The organism is Streptomyces marokkonensis, assembly GCF_008312835.1.
Classification (GTDB): Bacteria; Actinomycetota; Actinomycetes; order Streptomycetales; family Streptomycetaceae; genus Streptomyces; species Streptomyces marokkonensis_A.
Genome location: NZ_VSKS01000001.1, coordinates 206,869 through 221,530, shown reverse-complemented (window position 1 = coordinate 221,530; position 14,662 = coordinate 206,869). Strand labels below are relative to the sequence as shown.

At 73.1% G+C, this 14,662-nt stretch carries 11 protein-coding genes; 4 read left to right on the top strand and 7 right to left on the bottom strand.

Going from position 1 to position 14,662, the window contains the following annotated elements; translation table 11 throughout:
• Positions 1 to 88: 88 nt before the first annotated feature.
• The 3 genes from F1615_RS00990 to F1615_RS00980 all read left to right on the top strand — a co-directional run bounded on the left by F1615_RS00990 (position 89) and on the right by F1615_RS00980 (position 3,539).
• Positions 89 to 1,693: an AMP-binding protein gene (locus F1615_RS00990; RefSeq protein ID WP_149546901.1), complete on the top strand. Its 1,605-nt coding sequence runs from the start codon at positions 89 to 91 to the stop codon at positions 1,691 to 1,693.
• A gap of 34 nt (positions 1,694 to 1,727) precedes the next feature.
• The gene (locus tag F1615_RS00985) at positions 1,728 to 2,567 is read left to right on the top strand and encodes a PaaX family transcriptional regulator (protein WP_149546900.1); all 840 of its coding nucleotides are present in this window, start codon (positions 1,728 to 1,730) and stop codon (positions 2,565 to 2,567) included.
• A gap of 87 nt (positions 2,568 to 2,654) precedes the next feature.
• Positions 2,655 to 3,539 carry a sulfotransferase family protein gene (locus F1615_RS00980; RefSeq protein WP_149546899.1) on the top strand — a complete coding sequence of 295 codons (885 nt, stop codon included), beginning with the start codon at positions 2,655 to 2,657 and terminating at the stop codon, positions 3,537 to 3,539.
• A 6-nt stretch (positions 3,540 to 3,545) separates the two neighbouring features.
• Here the strand turns inward: F1615_RS00980 and F1615_RS00975 are convergent, their stop codons facing one another.
• Both F1615_RS00975 and F1615_RS00970 read right to left on the bottom strand, forming a co-directional pair.
• On the bottom strand, positions 3,546 to 5,924 hold the full coding sequence (locus tag F1615_RS00975; RefSeq protein WP_167533619.1) for a bifunctional salicylyl-CoA 5-hydroxylase/oxidoreductase: 2,379 nt from the start codon (positions 5,922 to 5,924) through the stop codon (positions 3,546 to 3,548).
• A gap of 3 nt (positions 5,925 to 5,927) precedes the next feature.
• Positions 5,928 to 6,755: an enoyl-CoA hydratase family protein gene (locus F1615_RS00970; RefSeq protein ID WP_149546898.1), complete on the bottom strand. Its 828-nt coding sequence runs from the start codon at positions 6,753 to 6,755 to the stop codon at positions 5,928 to 5,930.
• Positions 6,756 to 7,066: 311 nt separating this feature from the next.
• Between F1615_RS00970 and F1615_RS00965 the strand changes: the two genes are divergently transcribed.
• Complete coding sequence (locus tag F1615_RS00965) at positions 7,067 to 7,510, top strand: ATP-binding protein (RefSeq protein ID WP_167533618.1); 444 nt, start codon at positions 7,067 to 7,069, stop codon at positions 7,508 to 7,510.
• A 20-nt stretch (positions 7,511 to 7,530) separates the two neighbouring features.
• Here the strand turns inward: F1615_RS00965 and argF are convergent, their stop codons facing one another.
• From argF to F1615_RS00940, 5 genes are read right to left on the bottom strand one after another with little or no spacing between them, the layout of a single operon-like run.
• Positions 7,531 to 8,538, bottom strand: coding sequence for an ornithine carbamoyltransferase (argF, locus tag F1615_RS00960; RefSeq protein ID WP_149546897.1), 1,008 nt, complete (start codon positions 8,536 to 8,538; stop codon positions 7,531 to 7,533).
• A 59-nt stretch (positions 8,539 to 8,597) separates the two neighbouring features.
• Positions 8,598 to 9,821: an arginine deiminase gene (locus tag F1615_RS00955; protein WP_167533617.1), complete on the bottom strand. Its 1,224-nt coding sequence runs from the start codon at positions 9,819 to 9,821 to the stop codon at positions 8,598 to 8,600.
• A gap of 36 nt (positions 9,822 to 9,857) precedes the next feature.
• Complete coding sequence (locus tag F1615_RS00950) at positions 9,858 to 10,499, bottom strand: hypothetical protein (RefSeq protein ID WP_149546895.1); 642 nt, start codon at positions 10,497 to 10,499, stop codon at positions 9,858 to 9,860.
• Positions 10,500 to 10,531: 32 nt separating this feature from the next.
• Entirely contained in the window at positions 10,532 to 13,108 is a 2,577-nt protein-coding gene (locus F1615_RS00945) for a polynucleotide kinase-phosphatase (RefSeq protein ID WP_149546894.1), read from the bottom strand.
• Positions 13,105 to 14,568, bottom strand: a complete 1,464-nt coding sequence (locus F1615_RS00940) for a 3' terminal RNA ribose 2'-O-methyltransferase Hen1 (protein ID WP_149547216.1) — start codon at positions 14,566 to 14,568, stop codon at positions 13,105 to 13,107. Before F1615_RS00940 ends, F1615_RS00945 begins: the two co-directional genes overlap by 4 nt.
• Between the last annotated feature and the right edge of the window lie 94 nt (positions 14,569 to 14,662).

Below are 14,662 nucleotides of genomic sequence, written 5' to 3'. Positions count from 1 at the left end.
CTCCCGAGGTTATCGCGAACCGTTGACTGCCGTCACCAACACGATACGCTCCTGATGCGAGCCCACCACGCCGAGGGGGCGGATCGTCATGAATCCACGGGCCACCGCGCACGTCGACACCTTCGCCCGCGACCATCTCCCGCCACCCGGCCAGTGGCCCGAGCTCCGCTTCGGCCTGCCGGAACTGCGCTACCCCGAGCGGCTGAACTGCGCCGCGGAACTGCTGCACGGCCCGCCCGGCGACCGCCCGGTGTTCCGCGCGCCCGACGGCACGACATGGACGTACGGCGAACTGCGCTCCCGGGTGGACCGGCTCGCACACCTCCTCACCGGCGACCTCGGGGTCGTCCCCGGCAACCGGGTGCTGCTGCGCGGCCCCACCACGCCGTGGCTGGCCGCGTGCTGGCTGGCGGTGCTGAAGGCCGGAGCGGTCGCCGTCACCGTGCTGGCCCAGCAGCGCGCGCACGAGCTGAGCACCATCTGCTCGATCGCCGAGGTCCGCCACGCCCTGTGCGACGTCCGGGCCGTGGACGACCTCGCCAAGGCGGAGATCCCGGACCTGAAGGTCGCCACGTACGGCGGCGACTCCCCGGACGACCTGCTGAACCGTCCGGCGCCCGGCACACCGTACGAGGCCGTGCCCACCGCGGCGGACGACGTGGCGCTGATCGCCTTCACCTCCGGCACCACCGGACGGCCCAAGGGCTGCATGCACTTCCACCGGGACGTCCTGGCGATCGCCGACACCTTCTCCCGGCACGTCCTCAAACCCGTCCCGGACGACGTCTTCGCCGGCAGTCCCCCGCTCGGCTTCACCTTCGGTCTGGGCGGCCTCGTGGTCTTCCCGCTGCGGGCCGGCGCGAGCGCCCTGCTGCTCGAACAGGCGCACCCACGGCAGTTGCTGGAGGCGATCGCCGAGCACCGGGTGTCGGTGCTGTTCACCGCGCCCACCGCCTACCGCGCGATGCTCGGTGAGACGGCCGGCCACGACCTCTCCTCGCTGCGCCGCTGCGTCTCGGCGGGCGAGAACCTGCCGGCCGCCACCTGGAACGCCTGGCACGAACGCACCGGCCTGCGCATCATCAACGGCATCGGCGCCACCGAACTGCTGCACATCTTCGTCTCCGCCGCCGACGAGCACATCAGGCCCGGAACGACCGGAGTCCCCGTGCCCGGCTGGGACGCCCGCGTGCAGGACGCGGACGGCACGCCCGTGCCCGACGGGGAGCCGGGGCTGCTCGCGGTGCGCGGACCCGTCGGCTGCCGCTACCTCGCCGATCCGCGCCAGCGGGACTACGTGCGGGACGGCTGGAACATCACCGGCGACACCTACGTCCGTGATCCCGACGGCTACTTCCGGTACGTGGCCCGCGCCGACGACATGATCATCTCGGCCGGGTACAACATCGCGGGGCCGGAGGTCGAGGACGCCCTGCTGCGGCACCCGGACGTCGTGGAGGCCGCCGTGGTCGGGCGGCCCGACGAGGCGCGCGGCCAGGTCGTGGTGGCGTACACGGTGCTGAAGGAGGGCGCCGGACGCGACGCCGAGGCCCTGCGCGCCTTCGTGAAGTCGGAACTCGCGCCGTACAAGTGCCCCCGCGAGATCGTCTTCATGGAGTCGCTGCCGCGCACGGCCACCGGCAAGCTCCAGCGGTTCCGGCTGCGCGCCCCGGCGGGGGACGACCGGGGCTGATGCCGGGGAACGACGTCCGTCCGTACGACCTAAGATGATCAACGTGTCCGACCAGCATGCTCCACGGTCTCTCATCGTCACGCTCTACGGCGCGTACGGCCGCTTCGCGCCGGGCCCGGTGCCCGTCGCCGAGCTGATCCGGCTGCTGGCCGCGGTCGGCGTGGACGCCCCCTCCGTGCGCTCCTCGGTGTCCCGGCTCAAACGGCGCGGGCTGCTCGTCCCGGCGCGCACCGCACGCGGCGCCGCCGGGTACGAACTGTCCCCGGACGCACGCCAGTTGCTGGACGACGGCGACCGCCGCATCTACGCCACCGCCCCGCCGCGGGACGAGGGCTGGGTGCTCGCGGTGTTCTCCGTGCCGGAGTCCGAGCGGCAGAAGCGGCACGTGCTGCGCTCCCGGCTGTCCGGCCTCGGCTTCGGCACGGCGGCGCCGGGTGTGTGGATCGCCCCCGCCCGGCTGTACGACGAGACCCGGCACACCCTGGAACGCCTGCGCCTCGACGGGTACGTCGACCTCTTCCGCGGGGAGCACCTCGGCTTCGCGCCCACCGCGGACGCGGTCGCCCGCTGGTGGGACCTGGCCGGGATCGCGGGGCGGCACGAGGCGTTCCTGGACCGGCACGCGCGCGTGCTGCACGCCTGGGAGCAGCGCACCGACACCCCGCCCGAGGAGGCCTACCGCGACTACCTCCTCGCCCTGGACTCCTGGCGCCACCTCCCCTACACGGACCCGGGTCTGCCCGCGGCCCTGCTCCCCGGTGACTGGCCCGGTACCCGCTCGGCGGCCGTCTTCCGGGCGCTGCACCAGCGACTCCGCGACGCGGGGGCCGTCTACGCGGCGCTGGAGTCGGGGCGGCCCGAGCCGGCCCCGTAGGTGTTCCGCGTCACACGTGCCCCCGCCAAGGGAGCCCTCAGCGGCTTCTGACCCTCTTCTTAGGTTCGGCACCTAGTGTGGCGCCGCATGAGTCTCCTGCGCAGCGCGAACCGGGCCCTCGCCGCCACCACCGCCCTCCAGGTGCGGCGGGCTCCGCACAAACCGTCCCCGAAGCCGGCCCTGAATCCCGCCGAGCGCCCGGCGGCCCCCTACCGGTGCCCGTCGGCGGGAGAACGGGCGGCCGACCGGTTGCTGCGGCAACCGGTCTTCGTCATCTCGTCCATCCGCTCCGGCTCCACACTGCTGCGCATGATGCTGGGCGCCCACTCCCGACTGCACGCCCCGCACGAACTGCACCTCGGCGCGATCGACGTCACCTGCGCCAACTGGTTCTCGGAGCGTGCCATGAAGGCCCTCGGCCTGGACCGCGGCGACCTGGAGCACCTGCTGTGGGACCGCGTCATGCACCGCGAACTGGTCAAGGCGGGCAAGGAGTTCATCGTCGAGAAGACACCCGCCAACGCCTACATGTACCGGCGCCTGCGGGACTGCTGGCCCGACGCCCGCTTCGTCTTCCTGCTGCGCCACCCGGAGTCCGTCGCCCGCTCCTGGCACGAGAGCGACCCCGCGAAGCGGCCCTACGACAAGGCCGTCACCGACGTACTGCGCTACCTGAACGCGGTGGAGGAGGCACGCACCACCGGCCCGGACGGCTGCACCGTGCGCTACGAGGACATCACCGCCGACCCCGAGCGGGAGATGCGCCGCCTGTGCGGCTTCCTCGGCGTCGACTACGAGCCGGCCATGCTCCACTACGGCGGGAAGAGCGGCGGCGAACTGGTCAGGGGCCTCGGCGACTGGCGGGAGAACATCCGCAGCGGCACGGTGCAGCCGGGACGTCCGCTGCCCCGGCAGGAGGAGGTCCCCGAACGGCTGCGCGCGATGTGCGAGGCGTGGGGCTACGCCTCCTGAGCGGTGTCAGTCGCCCAGCGTGAGCCGGGGCTTGGGCGCGTCGGTGCGTCCGGTCCGCGGAGGGCGGCTGCCCGCACGATACGGCGCCGGCCAGACGACGCCCGGACCCTCGTAGCCCTGCTCGGCCGCCGCGTGCAGCGTCCAGTGCGGGTCGTAGAGATGGGGCCGGGCCAGGGCGCACAGGTCCGCACGCCCCGCCAGGATCAGGGAGTTGACGTCGTCCCACGAGGAGATCGCGCCGACCGCGATCACCGGGACGCCGGCCCGGTTGCGCACCCGGTCGGCGAACGGGGTCTGGTACGAGCGGCCGAACTCGGGTTTCTCGTCGGCCACCACCTGACCGGTCGACACGTCGATCGCGTCCGCGCCGTGCGCGGCGAAGGCACGGGCGACGTCGACCGCGTCCTCGGCCGTGAGGCCGCCCTCCGCCCAGTCGGTGGCGGAGACACGGACGGTCATCGGCCGGTCACCGGGCCAGACCGCGCGCACCGCGTCGAAGACCTCCAGCGGGAAGCGGAGCCGTTTCTGAGGTGAGCCGCCATAGGCGTCGGTGCGGTGGTTGGTGAGCGGGGAGAGGAAACCGGAGAGCAGGTAGCCGTGGGCGCAGTGCAGTTCCAGCAGGTCGAAACCGGCTCGCGCGGCCCGCACGGCGGCGGCCGTGAACTGCTCCCTCAGGTCGGTGAGCTGGGCGCGGGACAGTTCCCGGGGGACCTGACTGCCCGGCTTGTACGGCAGGGGCGAGGCGGCGACGAGGGGCCAGTTGCCCTCGTCGAGCGGCTCGTCCAATCCCTCCCACATCAGCTTGGTCGAGCCCTTGCGCCCGCTGTGGCCGAGCTGCACGCCGATCGCCGTGCCGGGCGCGCGGTCGTGCACGAAGTCGGTGATCCGCCGCCACGCCTCGGCCTGCCGGCCGGTCCAGAGACCCGCACAGCCGGGGGTGATGCGGCCCTCCGGGCTGACGCACACCATCTCGGTCATCACCAGTCCCGCGCCGCCCAGCGCGCGGGCGCCCAGGTGGACGAGGTGGAAGTCGCCGGGGACGCCGTCGGCCGCCGAGTACATGTCCATGGGCGAGACGACGACCCGGTTGCGCAGGGTCAGGCCGCGCAGCCGGAACGGCGTGAACATCGGGGGCGTGCCGGGCGGGCAGCCGAACCCGCGCTCCACCGCCTCGGTGAACCGGGCGTCGCGCAGCCGCAGGTTGCCGTGGGTGACGCGGCGGCTGCGGGTGAGCAGGTTGAAGGCGAACTGGCGCGGCGGCTGCCCGAGATACAGCGGGAGGTTCTCGAACCACTCCAGGCTGGCCCGGGCCGCGCGCTGGGTGGAGGCGACGACGGGACGGCGTTCCTCCTCGTACGCGGTCAGCGCGCTGTCGAGGGTGGGTTGTTCGCGCAGGCAGGCGGCGAGCGCCAGCGCGTCCTCCACGGCGAGCTTGGTGCCGGAGCCGATGGAGAAGTGGGCGGTGTGGGCGGCGTCGCCGAGGAGCACGATGTTCCCGTGCGACCAGCGTTCGTTGACGACCGTGCGGAAGGTGGTCCACGCGGAGTTGTTGGACCTCAGGGGGCGCCCGCCGAGCGCGTCGGCGAAGACCTTGGCGCAGCGCTCGACGGACTCCGTCGCGTCCGTCTCGTCGAATCCGGCGGCGCGCCACACCTCTTCGCGCATCTCGACGATCACGGTGGAGGCGCCGGCCGCGTAGGGGTAGCCGTGCAGCTGCATCACGCCGTGCCCGGTCTCGGCGATCTCGAAACGGAAGGCGTCGAAGGCGAAGTCCGCGGCGAGCCAGATGTAGCGGCAGCGGTGTGCGGTGATCCGGGGCCGGAACACGTCCGCGAAGGCCTCACGCGTGGTGCTGTGCACCCCGTCGGCGGCCACCACCAGGTCGTACGTCTCCGCCAGCCGGGCCGGGTCGGGGACCTCCGCCCGGAAGCGGAGCTCGACGCCGAGGGAGCGGCAGCGCTCGTGCAGGATCTCCAGGAGGCGGTGGCGGCCGAGGGCGGCGAAGCGGTGCCCTCCGGAGGTGTGGCGGGTGCCCCGGTGCACGATGTCGATGTCGTCCCAGCGGACGAAGTCCCGCTCGAGGGCCGCGTAGACCCGCGGGTCGGCGTGTTCGATCCCGCCCAGGGTCTCGTCCGAGAGGACGACGCCGAAGCCGAAGGTGTCGTCCGGGGCGTTGCGCTCCCAGAGGGTGACCTGCCGGCCGGGGACGAGGCGTTTGAGCAGCGCGGCGGTGTAGAGCCCGCCGGGGCCTCCGCCGATGACCGCCACGCGGAGGGGGCGGGTGTGCTCGCCGGGCGGCTGCGGGCCGTCCGCGGCTCGTCGCGCCCGCGCGGATGCGGTGCCCGGCGCCCCCGGGGCGGGTGTGGTCCCCTTGACCGGGAGCATCCGCTACCTCCCCCGCCACTTCGGGGAGCGCTTCTCCATGAAGGCCGCGTGGAACTCCGCGTAGTCCTCGCCGTTCATCAGGAGTGCCTGGGTCGACGCGTCCAGTTCCACCGCCGCCGCCAGGGGCATGTCCAGTTCGGACGTGAGGAGGGCCTTGGTCTGGGCGTGGGCCAGGGCGGGACCGCCGGCGAGCCGGCGTGCCAGGGCCCGGGCCGCCTCGTCGGCGTGGCCCTCGTCGGTGAGCTCGCTGATCAGGCCGATCCGCTCGGCCTCCGGTGCGCGCACCGGATCGCCCAGCATCAGCAGCCGCGTGGCGTGGCCCAGGCCGACGACCCTCGGCAGCAGGTACGCGGCGCCCATGTCGCCGCCCGACAGGCCGACCCGGGTGAAGAGGAAGGCGAAGCGGGCGCTGGGATCGGCCACCCGGAAGTCGGCGGCCAGGGCGAGGACGGCGCCGGCGCCCGCCGCGACTCCGTGCACCGCGGCGATCACCGGGAAGGGGCACTCCCGTACGGCGCGCACCACCTGGCCGGTCATCCGGTTGAAGTCCAGCAGCTGGGCGGTGTCCATCGACAGGGTCGCGCCGATGATCTCGTCGACATCGCCGCCGGAGCAGAAGCCGCGCCCCTCGCCGGCCAGTACCAGGGCCCGTACGGCCCGCTCCCGGGACAGCTCGGCGAGCAGGTCGCGCAGGTCGGCGTAGGCGCCGAAGGTGAGCGCGTTGAGCTTGTCGGGGCGGGCGAGGGTGACCGTGGCGACGCCGTCGGCCAGGTCGACGCGGAGATGCTCCCAGCGGGCGGTGCGGGCGGCGGAGCCGGTGAAGGGACTCATGAGGGCGGCCTCCTCGGGCGGCGCTGCGCTGCTCACTGAGCTCTGCACCATGAAGTTATCACTCTTTGGTGACTGTCGTCATGGGTGCGCGATACGCCGTTCGAGGGGGCCGTCACATCCGTCACGGCTCGTCGACATGCCGGTAACGGTGGGACCGGGCGTGCGAGGCGCGGCACCGGCGTGGGTAGGCCGCCCGTTGCCGGGGCCGGACGCCCCGGACGGCGCCCGGACAGGCTCCGGGGCCCGCCCCCTCGAAGGGCGGCACCGGGTGCGCCGTACCATTGTCGGTTGAACGCAGGAGCACCCGCTCCATGAACGGACCCGCTGTGCACGAACCCCCCGCCGCTTCCACCTCCTGGCGCGTCGCGCTGCCGCACACCACCGCGGCAGTGCCCGTGGCGCGTGCGCTGGTCCGCACGGCGCTGGCCGAGCGGGAGCACTCCGCCGACAGCGACACGGCGGAGCTGCTGACGGCGGAGCTGGTGGCCAACGCCGTGGAGCACACCTCGGGGAGCGCCCCGATAGAGCTGGTGGTGCGGCTTCTGCCGACCGGCTTCCAGGTCGAGGTGCACGACGCCGACCCGGCGCCGCCCGGCGACCTCACCCGCCCGGTGTCCGGCGCGCCGGACCCCTGGCAGGAGCACGGGCGCGGACTGCTGCTGATCCGCACCCTGAGCTCGTCCTGCGGCCACCGCCCCACCGAGTCCGGCAAGGCGGTCTGGTTCCGGCTGCCGGGTCAGCGGCGCCCGCTCTGAGGGGGCCGGGGCGACCCGCTTCAGGCCAGGGTGGCGACCAGGACCGCCTTGATCGTGTGCATGCGGTTCTCCGCCTCGTCGAAGACCAGAGAGTGCGCAGACTCGAACACCTCGTCGGTCACCTCCAGCGACTCCAGGCCGTGCGCCTCGTACACCTCGCGGCCCACCTCGGTGCCGAGGTCGTGGAAGGCGGGCAGGCAGTGCAGGAACCCGACGTCCGGGTTGCCGGTGGCGCGCAGGACGTCCATGGTCACCGCGTACGGCGCGAGGGCGGTGATCCGCTCGCCCCAGACCTCCTTGGGCTCGCCCATGGACACCCAGACGTCCGTGGCGACGAAGTCGGCGCCCGCGACGCCCTCGGCGATCTCCTCGGTGAGCGTGACGCGGGCCCCGCTGGACGCGGCGAGCCCGCGGGCCCGGTCGACGACCTCCTGGGCGGGCCAGTAGGTCTTCGGGGCGACGATGCGCACGTCCATGCCCAGCAGGGCCGCGGTGACGAGGTAGGAGTTGCCCATGTTGAAGCGGGCGTCACCGAGGTAGGCGAAGGCGATCTCCGTGAGCGGCTTGGTGCTGCGCTCGGTCATGGTGAGGACGTCGGCGAGCATCTGGGTGGGGTGCCAGTCGTCGGTGAGGCCGTTGTAGACGGGAACGCCGGCGTACCGCGCCAGCTCCTCCACCTTGGCCTGGCTGTCCCCGCGGTACTCGATGCCGTCGTACATCCGGCCCAGCACCCTGGCCGTGTCCCTCACGGACTCCTTGTGGCCCATCTGCGAGCCCGACGGATCGAGGTAGGTCGTCGAGGCGCCCTGGTCGGCGGCCGCGACCTCGAACGCGCAGCGCGTGCGCGTCGAGGTCTTCTCGAAGATCAGCGCGATGTTCCTGCCCCGCAGGTACCGGCGCTCGGTCCCGGCCCGCTTGGCGGCCTTCAGCTCGGCGGCCAGCTCCAGCAGGCCGAGGAACTCCTCCGCCGTGAAGTCCACCTCCTTGAGGAAGTGGCGGCCGGCGAGGGCGGTCGGGACAGTCGCCATGGGACGCTCCAGGGACGAGGGACACGAACCCTTGGAAGTGTATACGAGGATTTGTATTTCTATACGGCGTCTCGCTCTACGGGACAGCTCATGCAGCGCGGCCCGCCCCTGCCCCGGCCCAGTTCGCTGCCGGGGATCTCTATCACCTCGATGCCCTGCTTGCGCAGATGCGTGTTGGTGGTGGAGTTGCGTTCGTAGGCGACGACGACGCCCGGTTCGACGGCCAGCACGTTGCAGCCGTCGTCCCACTGCTCGCGCTCGGCCGCGTGGACGTCCTGGGTCGCGGTCAGCACCCGGATCTCGCTGAGCCCGAGCGCGGCGGCGATCGCGCGGTGCATGTGCTCCGGCGGATGGTCGGTGACCTTGAGCTCCTTGTCGTCCGCGCCGGGCTCGATGGTGTACGAGCGGAGCATGCCGAGACCCGCGTACTGGGTGAAGGTGTCGCCGTCGACCATGGTCATCACGGTGTCGAGGTGCATCAGGGCGCGTCTCTTCGGCATGTCGAGGGCCACGATCGTACGGGCCGAGCCGGCCGCGAAAAGTTTGTGCGCGAGCATCTCCACGGCCTGCGGGGTGGTGCGCTCGCTCATCCCGATGAGCACCGCGCCGTTGCCGATGACCAGCACGTCCCCGCCCTCGATGGTGGACGGGTAGTCGGCCTGCCCCTCGGACCAGAGGTGGAAGGACTCCCCGCGGAACAGCGGGTGGTGCCGGTAGATCACCTCGAAGTGCACGGTCTCGCGCTGCCGGGCGGGCCAGCGCATCGCGTTGATGGAGACGCCGTCGTAGATCCAGGCGGAGGTGTCGCGGGTGAAGAGGTGGTTGGGCAGCGGGCGGAGCAGGAAGTCGTCGAGCTCCATCACGTGGAAGCGCACGGAGGTCGGCTCCGGGTGGGCGTCCAGGAACTCCCGCTTGGTCATCCCGCCGACCAGCACCTCGGCCAGTTCGGGCGCCGGGAGCGTCTCGAACGCGGCGCGGAGGTGGTCCGTGGCCAGCGGGCCGTACTCCTTCTCGTCGAAGACGCGGTCCAGGACGAGCGCGCGGGCCGCCGGGAGCGCGAGCGTCTCGGAGAGCAGGTCACCGAAGAGGTGGACGGTGACGCCGCGGTCGCGCAGGACGTCGGCGAATCCGTCGTGCTCGGCGCGCGCCCGGCGCACCCAGAGCACGTCGTCGAAGAGCAGGGCGTCCTTGTTGCTGGGGGTGAGCCTTTTGAGCTCGAGATCGGGCCGGTGCAGGATGACGCGGCGCAGCCGACCGGCCTCGGAGTCGACGTGGTAGGTCATGCCTCCATCCTGACCACCCGGCCGCCCGTTCACCCCTCACTCGGGCCGATCTGCGGTCCCGCGTCGGTCACCCGGTGCTCGGCCCCGGCGGCAGCAGCTCCGGCCGGGCCGGCATCCGCCGGGCGCCCGGGCCGGTTCCAGCGCCGCCCGGGCGACGATCCGTCCGGCGAGCGGATGCGGGTCCCGGGGCTCCCGTTCCAGCTCCTCGGCATACCGCTTGACGGCGGCCCCCGGGTCCCCCACGGCGAGGAACTCGTCCGCGGTGCGCGGCTCGGCGGGCGGCACGGCGAAGGCGTGGGTGCGGACGTCCGGCCAGGAGGCGCGGCCGGACCGGAAACGGAGGCCGTCCGGCTCGGCGGACGCGCCGGCGGCGGGGCCCCCGGGTGGCACGGAGTGCCCTTCCGGGCCGGGGGAGGCGGCGTGTCCTGGCAGGGGCGGTGGGGCGATCTTGCGCAGGCGCCACTCCGTGCGGTGCGGGGCGGCGGCGGTGCGGGCCCGGGCGGGCGGGGCGACGGGTTCGCGCAGCCAGGTGTCCAGGGTGCGGGCGAGGCCGGTGACCAGGGCGTGACCGGCCTCGGTGAGCCGGCCGCTGGTCAGGAGGGTACGCACGACGAGGCGGCGCAGCGCGGTGGACGTATGACATACCCCGGCCCGGTCCGTACGGGGCGTGGACTGCACGCCCCGTACGGACCAGGTGCGGGACGTGTCCGCTACAGGCGGGGGTCCACCGGTTCGGACTCCAGCGCCAGTACGGCGAAGACCGGCTCGTGGACGCGCCACAGCGGCTCGCCCTCGGACAGGCGGTCCAGGGCCTCCAGGCCGAGCGCGTACTCGCGGACCGCGAGCGAGCGCTTGTGGTTCAGGGAGCGGCCGCGCAGGCGGGCCAGGTTCTCCGGGCGGGTGTACTCGGGGCCGTAGATGATCCGCAGGTACTCGCGGCCACGGCACTTGACGCCCGGCTGCACCAGGCGGCCCGACGGGTCGCGGACCAGGGCGCCGACCGGCTTGACGACCATGCCCTCGCCGCCGCGTCCGGTCATCTCCAGCCACCAGTCGACGCCGGCCCGCACCGACTCGGGGTCGGCGGTGTCGACGTAGAGGCGCCGGGTGGTCTGCAGCAGACCGGTGGCGTCGTGCTCGACCATGCGGTCGATCAGGGCGAGCTGCTCGTCGTGGGGCAGGGCCGCGAGGCTGCGGCCCTGGACGGCGAGGAGCTGGAACGGCGCCAGGCGTACGCCGTCCAGGCCGTCGGTGGTCCAGCAGTAGCGGCGGTACGCCGCGGTGAACGCCGAGGCGTCGTCGGCCCGTTCGCGCTGCCGGTCCAGCAGGTCCCGCACGTCGACGCCCCGGGCCGCCGCGCCCTCCAGAGCGGCCAGGGCGCCCGGGAAGACCGCGCCGGAGGCGGCGCCGACCGCGGCGTACTGGGACCGCAGCAGTCCGGACGCCTTCAGCGACCACGGCATCAGCTCGGCGTCCAGCAGCAGCCAGTCCGTGTCGAGTTCGTCCCAGAGCCCGGCCTCGGCGACGGCCGTGCGCAGGCGGGCGAGGATCTCCTCCGTGACGGCGGCGTCGTCGAAGAACGGGCGGCCGGTGCGGGTGTACAGGGATCCGGTGGGACCTTCCGCCCCGAAGCGCCTGCGGGCCGCGTCGGCGTCCCGGCAGACCAGGGCGACCGCGCGGGAGCCCATGTGCTTCTCCTCGCACACGACCCGTGCGACGCCGTCCTGACGGTACTGGGCGAACGCCTCGACCGGGTGCTCCAGAAAGGGTTCAGCAGCGGCCGGGCCGCGGGCCTCGAGGTGCGAGGTCGCCGTGGGCGCCATGGTCGGCGGGAGGTACGGCAGCAGGCGCGGGTCGATCGCGAAGCGGCTCATGACCTCCAGGGCCGCGGCGGCGTTCTCCTCGCGGACGGAGACGCGGCCCGCGTGCCGGGTCTCGACGACGCGGCGGCCGCGCACGTCCGCCAGGTCCAGCGGGCGCCCCTCGTGGCCGCCGGGTGCCTCGGTGCGCAGCGGACGGGCCGGTTCGTACCAGACCCGCTCCGCCGGTACGTCGACCAGTTCCCGCTCCGGCCAGCGCAGCGCGGTGAGCTTGCCGCCGAACACCGCGCCGGTGTCCAGGCAGATGGTGTTGTTGAGCCAGGTGGCCTCCGGGACCGGGGTGTGGCCGTAGACGACCGCAGCCCGGCCTCGGTAGTCCTCGGCCCACGGGTAGCGCACGGGCAGGCCGAACTCGTCGGTCTCGCCGGTGGTGTCGCCGTACAGGGCGTGGCTGCGGACCCGGCCGGAGGTGCGGCCGTGGTACTTCTCCGGCAGACCGGCGTGGCAGACCACGAGCCTGCCGCCGTCGAGGACGTAGTGGCTGACCAGACCGTCGATGAACTGCCGTACCTCGGCGCGGAACTCCTCGCTCTGGCTCTCCATCTGCTCGATGGTCTCGGCGAGCCCGTGGGTGTGCTGGACGTTGCGGCCGCGCAGGTGGCGGCCGAACTTGTTCTCGTGGTTGCCGGGCACGCAGAGCGCGTCGCCCGACTTCACCATGGCCATCACGCGGCGCAGCACGCCGGGGCTGTCCGGGCCGCGGTCGACGAGGTCGCCGACGAAGACGGCGGTACGGCCCTCGGGGTGGACGCCGTCGTCGTAGCCCAGCTTGCCGAGCAGGGCCTCGAGTTCGGCGGAGCAGCCGTGGATGTCGCCGATGATGTCGAAGGGGCCGGTGAGGTGGGTGAGGTCGTTGAACCGCTTCTCGGTGACGACGGTGGCGTGCTCGATCTCCTCCACGCCGCGCAGCACGTGCACCCTGCGGAAGCCCTCGCGCTCCAGGTGGCGCAGTGAGCGGCGCAGTTCACGGGTGTGGCGCTGGATGACCCGGCGCGGCATGTCGGCGCGGTCGGTGCGGGCCGCGTTGCGCTCGGCGCACACCTGCTCGGGCACGTCGAGCACGATGGCGACGGGCAGGACGTCGTGCCGCTTGGCCAGGTCGATCAACTGCCGCCGGGCGTCCTGCTGGACGCTGGTGGCGTCGACGACGGTGCGGCGGCCGGCGGCGAGGCGCTTGCCGGCGATGTAGTGCAGCACGTCGAAGGCGTCACGGGACGCGCTCTGGTCGTTCTCGTCGTCGGCGACGAGGCCGCGGCAGAAGTCGGAGGAGATGACCTCGGTGGGCTTGAAGTGCCGGCGGGCGAAGGTGGACTTGCCCGATCCGGAGGCGCCGATGAGCACCACGAGGGAGAGGTCGGTGACGGGCAGGGTGCGGCCCTGCGCCGTGGGGGTGGTCCGGCTGGTCATGCGGCCTCGGCCTCCTTCGCGGTCCCGGCCTGGAACACGGCCATCTGGGTGGGCGGTCCGACCTCGGGGTCGTCCGGCCCGACGGGTACGAACTCCACGCCGTAGCCATAACGTTCGGCCACCTTCCGCGCCCAGGCGCGGAACTCCTCACGGGTCCACTCGAAGCGGTGGTCGCCGTGCCGGACGTGGCCGGCCGGCAGGCTCTCCCAGCGCACGTTGTACTCGACGTTGGGGGTGGTCACGAGGACGGTCCGGGGGCGGGCGGCGCCGAACACCGCGTACTCCAGGGCGGGCAGCCGGGGCGGGTCGAGGTGTTCGATCACCTCACTGAGCACGGCGGCGTCGTAACCGTCGAGCCGCTTGTCGGTGTACGCGAGGGAGCCCTGGAAGAGCTGCACGCGCGCCGCCTGCCGCTCCCCCATGCGGTCCAGCTTCAGCCGCCGGGAGGCGATGGTGAGCGCCCGCACCGACACGTCGACGCCCACGATCTCGGTGAAGGACGGGTCCCTGAGCAGCTCCTGGACCAACTGCCCCTGGCCGCAGCCGAGGTCGAGCACCCGGGCGGCGCCGCGGGCGCGGAGCGCGGTGAGGATCGCGTCCCGCCGCAGCGCGGCGAGCGGGGTGGGCTTCTCCTCCTGCTCGGCCTCCGCCGCGACGGCGTTGTCGATGTCCTCGACCTCGCTGTCGTCGGCCTCGGCCAGCCGGACCAGCTCCAGCCGCTCCCATGCCTGCCGGGTCAGCGACCAGCGGCGGGAGAGGTACCGGCTGGTGATCAGCTTCTGCTCCGGGTGTCCGGGCAGCCAGCCCTCGCCGGCCCGCAGCAGCTTGTCGACCTCGTCGGAGGAGACCCAGTAGTGCTTGGCGTCGTCGAGGACGGGGAGCAGCACGTAGAGGTGGCGCAGCGCCTGGGCGAGGGTGAGCGTGTTTGCGTCCAGGACCAGGCGTATGTATCGCGAGTGGCCCCACTGCGGGAACTCGGCGTCCAGCGGGACGGGTTCGGCGGTGACCGTCCAGCCGAGCGGTTCGAAGAGCCGGCGGACGAGTTCGGGGCCGCCGCGCGCGGGCAGCGCGGGCACCTCGACGCGCAGCGGGCGCGGCCGGTCCGGGAGCTCCGGGCGGGCGTTGCACACGCCGCGCATCGCGCTGGAGAAGACACCGCTCAGCGCGACGGCGAGCAGGGAGGAGGCCGCGTACGGGCGGTCGTTGACGTACTGCGCGAGGGCGGCGTCTGGGGCGCCGCCGCGGCCCCTGCCCTTGCCGCGCCTGACCAGTGCCACCGCGTCCACCTCCAGCAGCAGCGCCGCAGTGCAGCGCTCGGCGCCGGCCTCGGGGTAGAGGACGTGTGCCGTGCCGTAGGACGTGGAGAACGCCTGCGCCTTCCCGGGATGCTTGTGCAGCAGGAATCCGAGGTCGGTCGCCGGGCGCTCGGCGGAGCCGGTGGTACTGATCGTCAGGAACACGGTGGTCACACCTCGAAACACCTGGTGAACTGCGGGTATGCACCGGGACTCCGGCGCGTCCGGTCAACGTACAGCGAAGGCGTCCCGGGGTCTG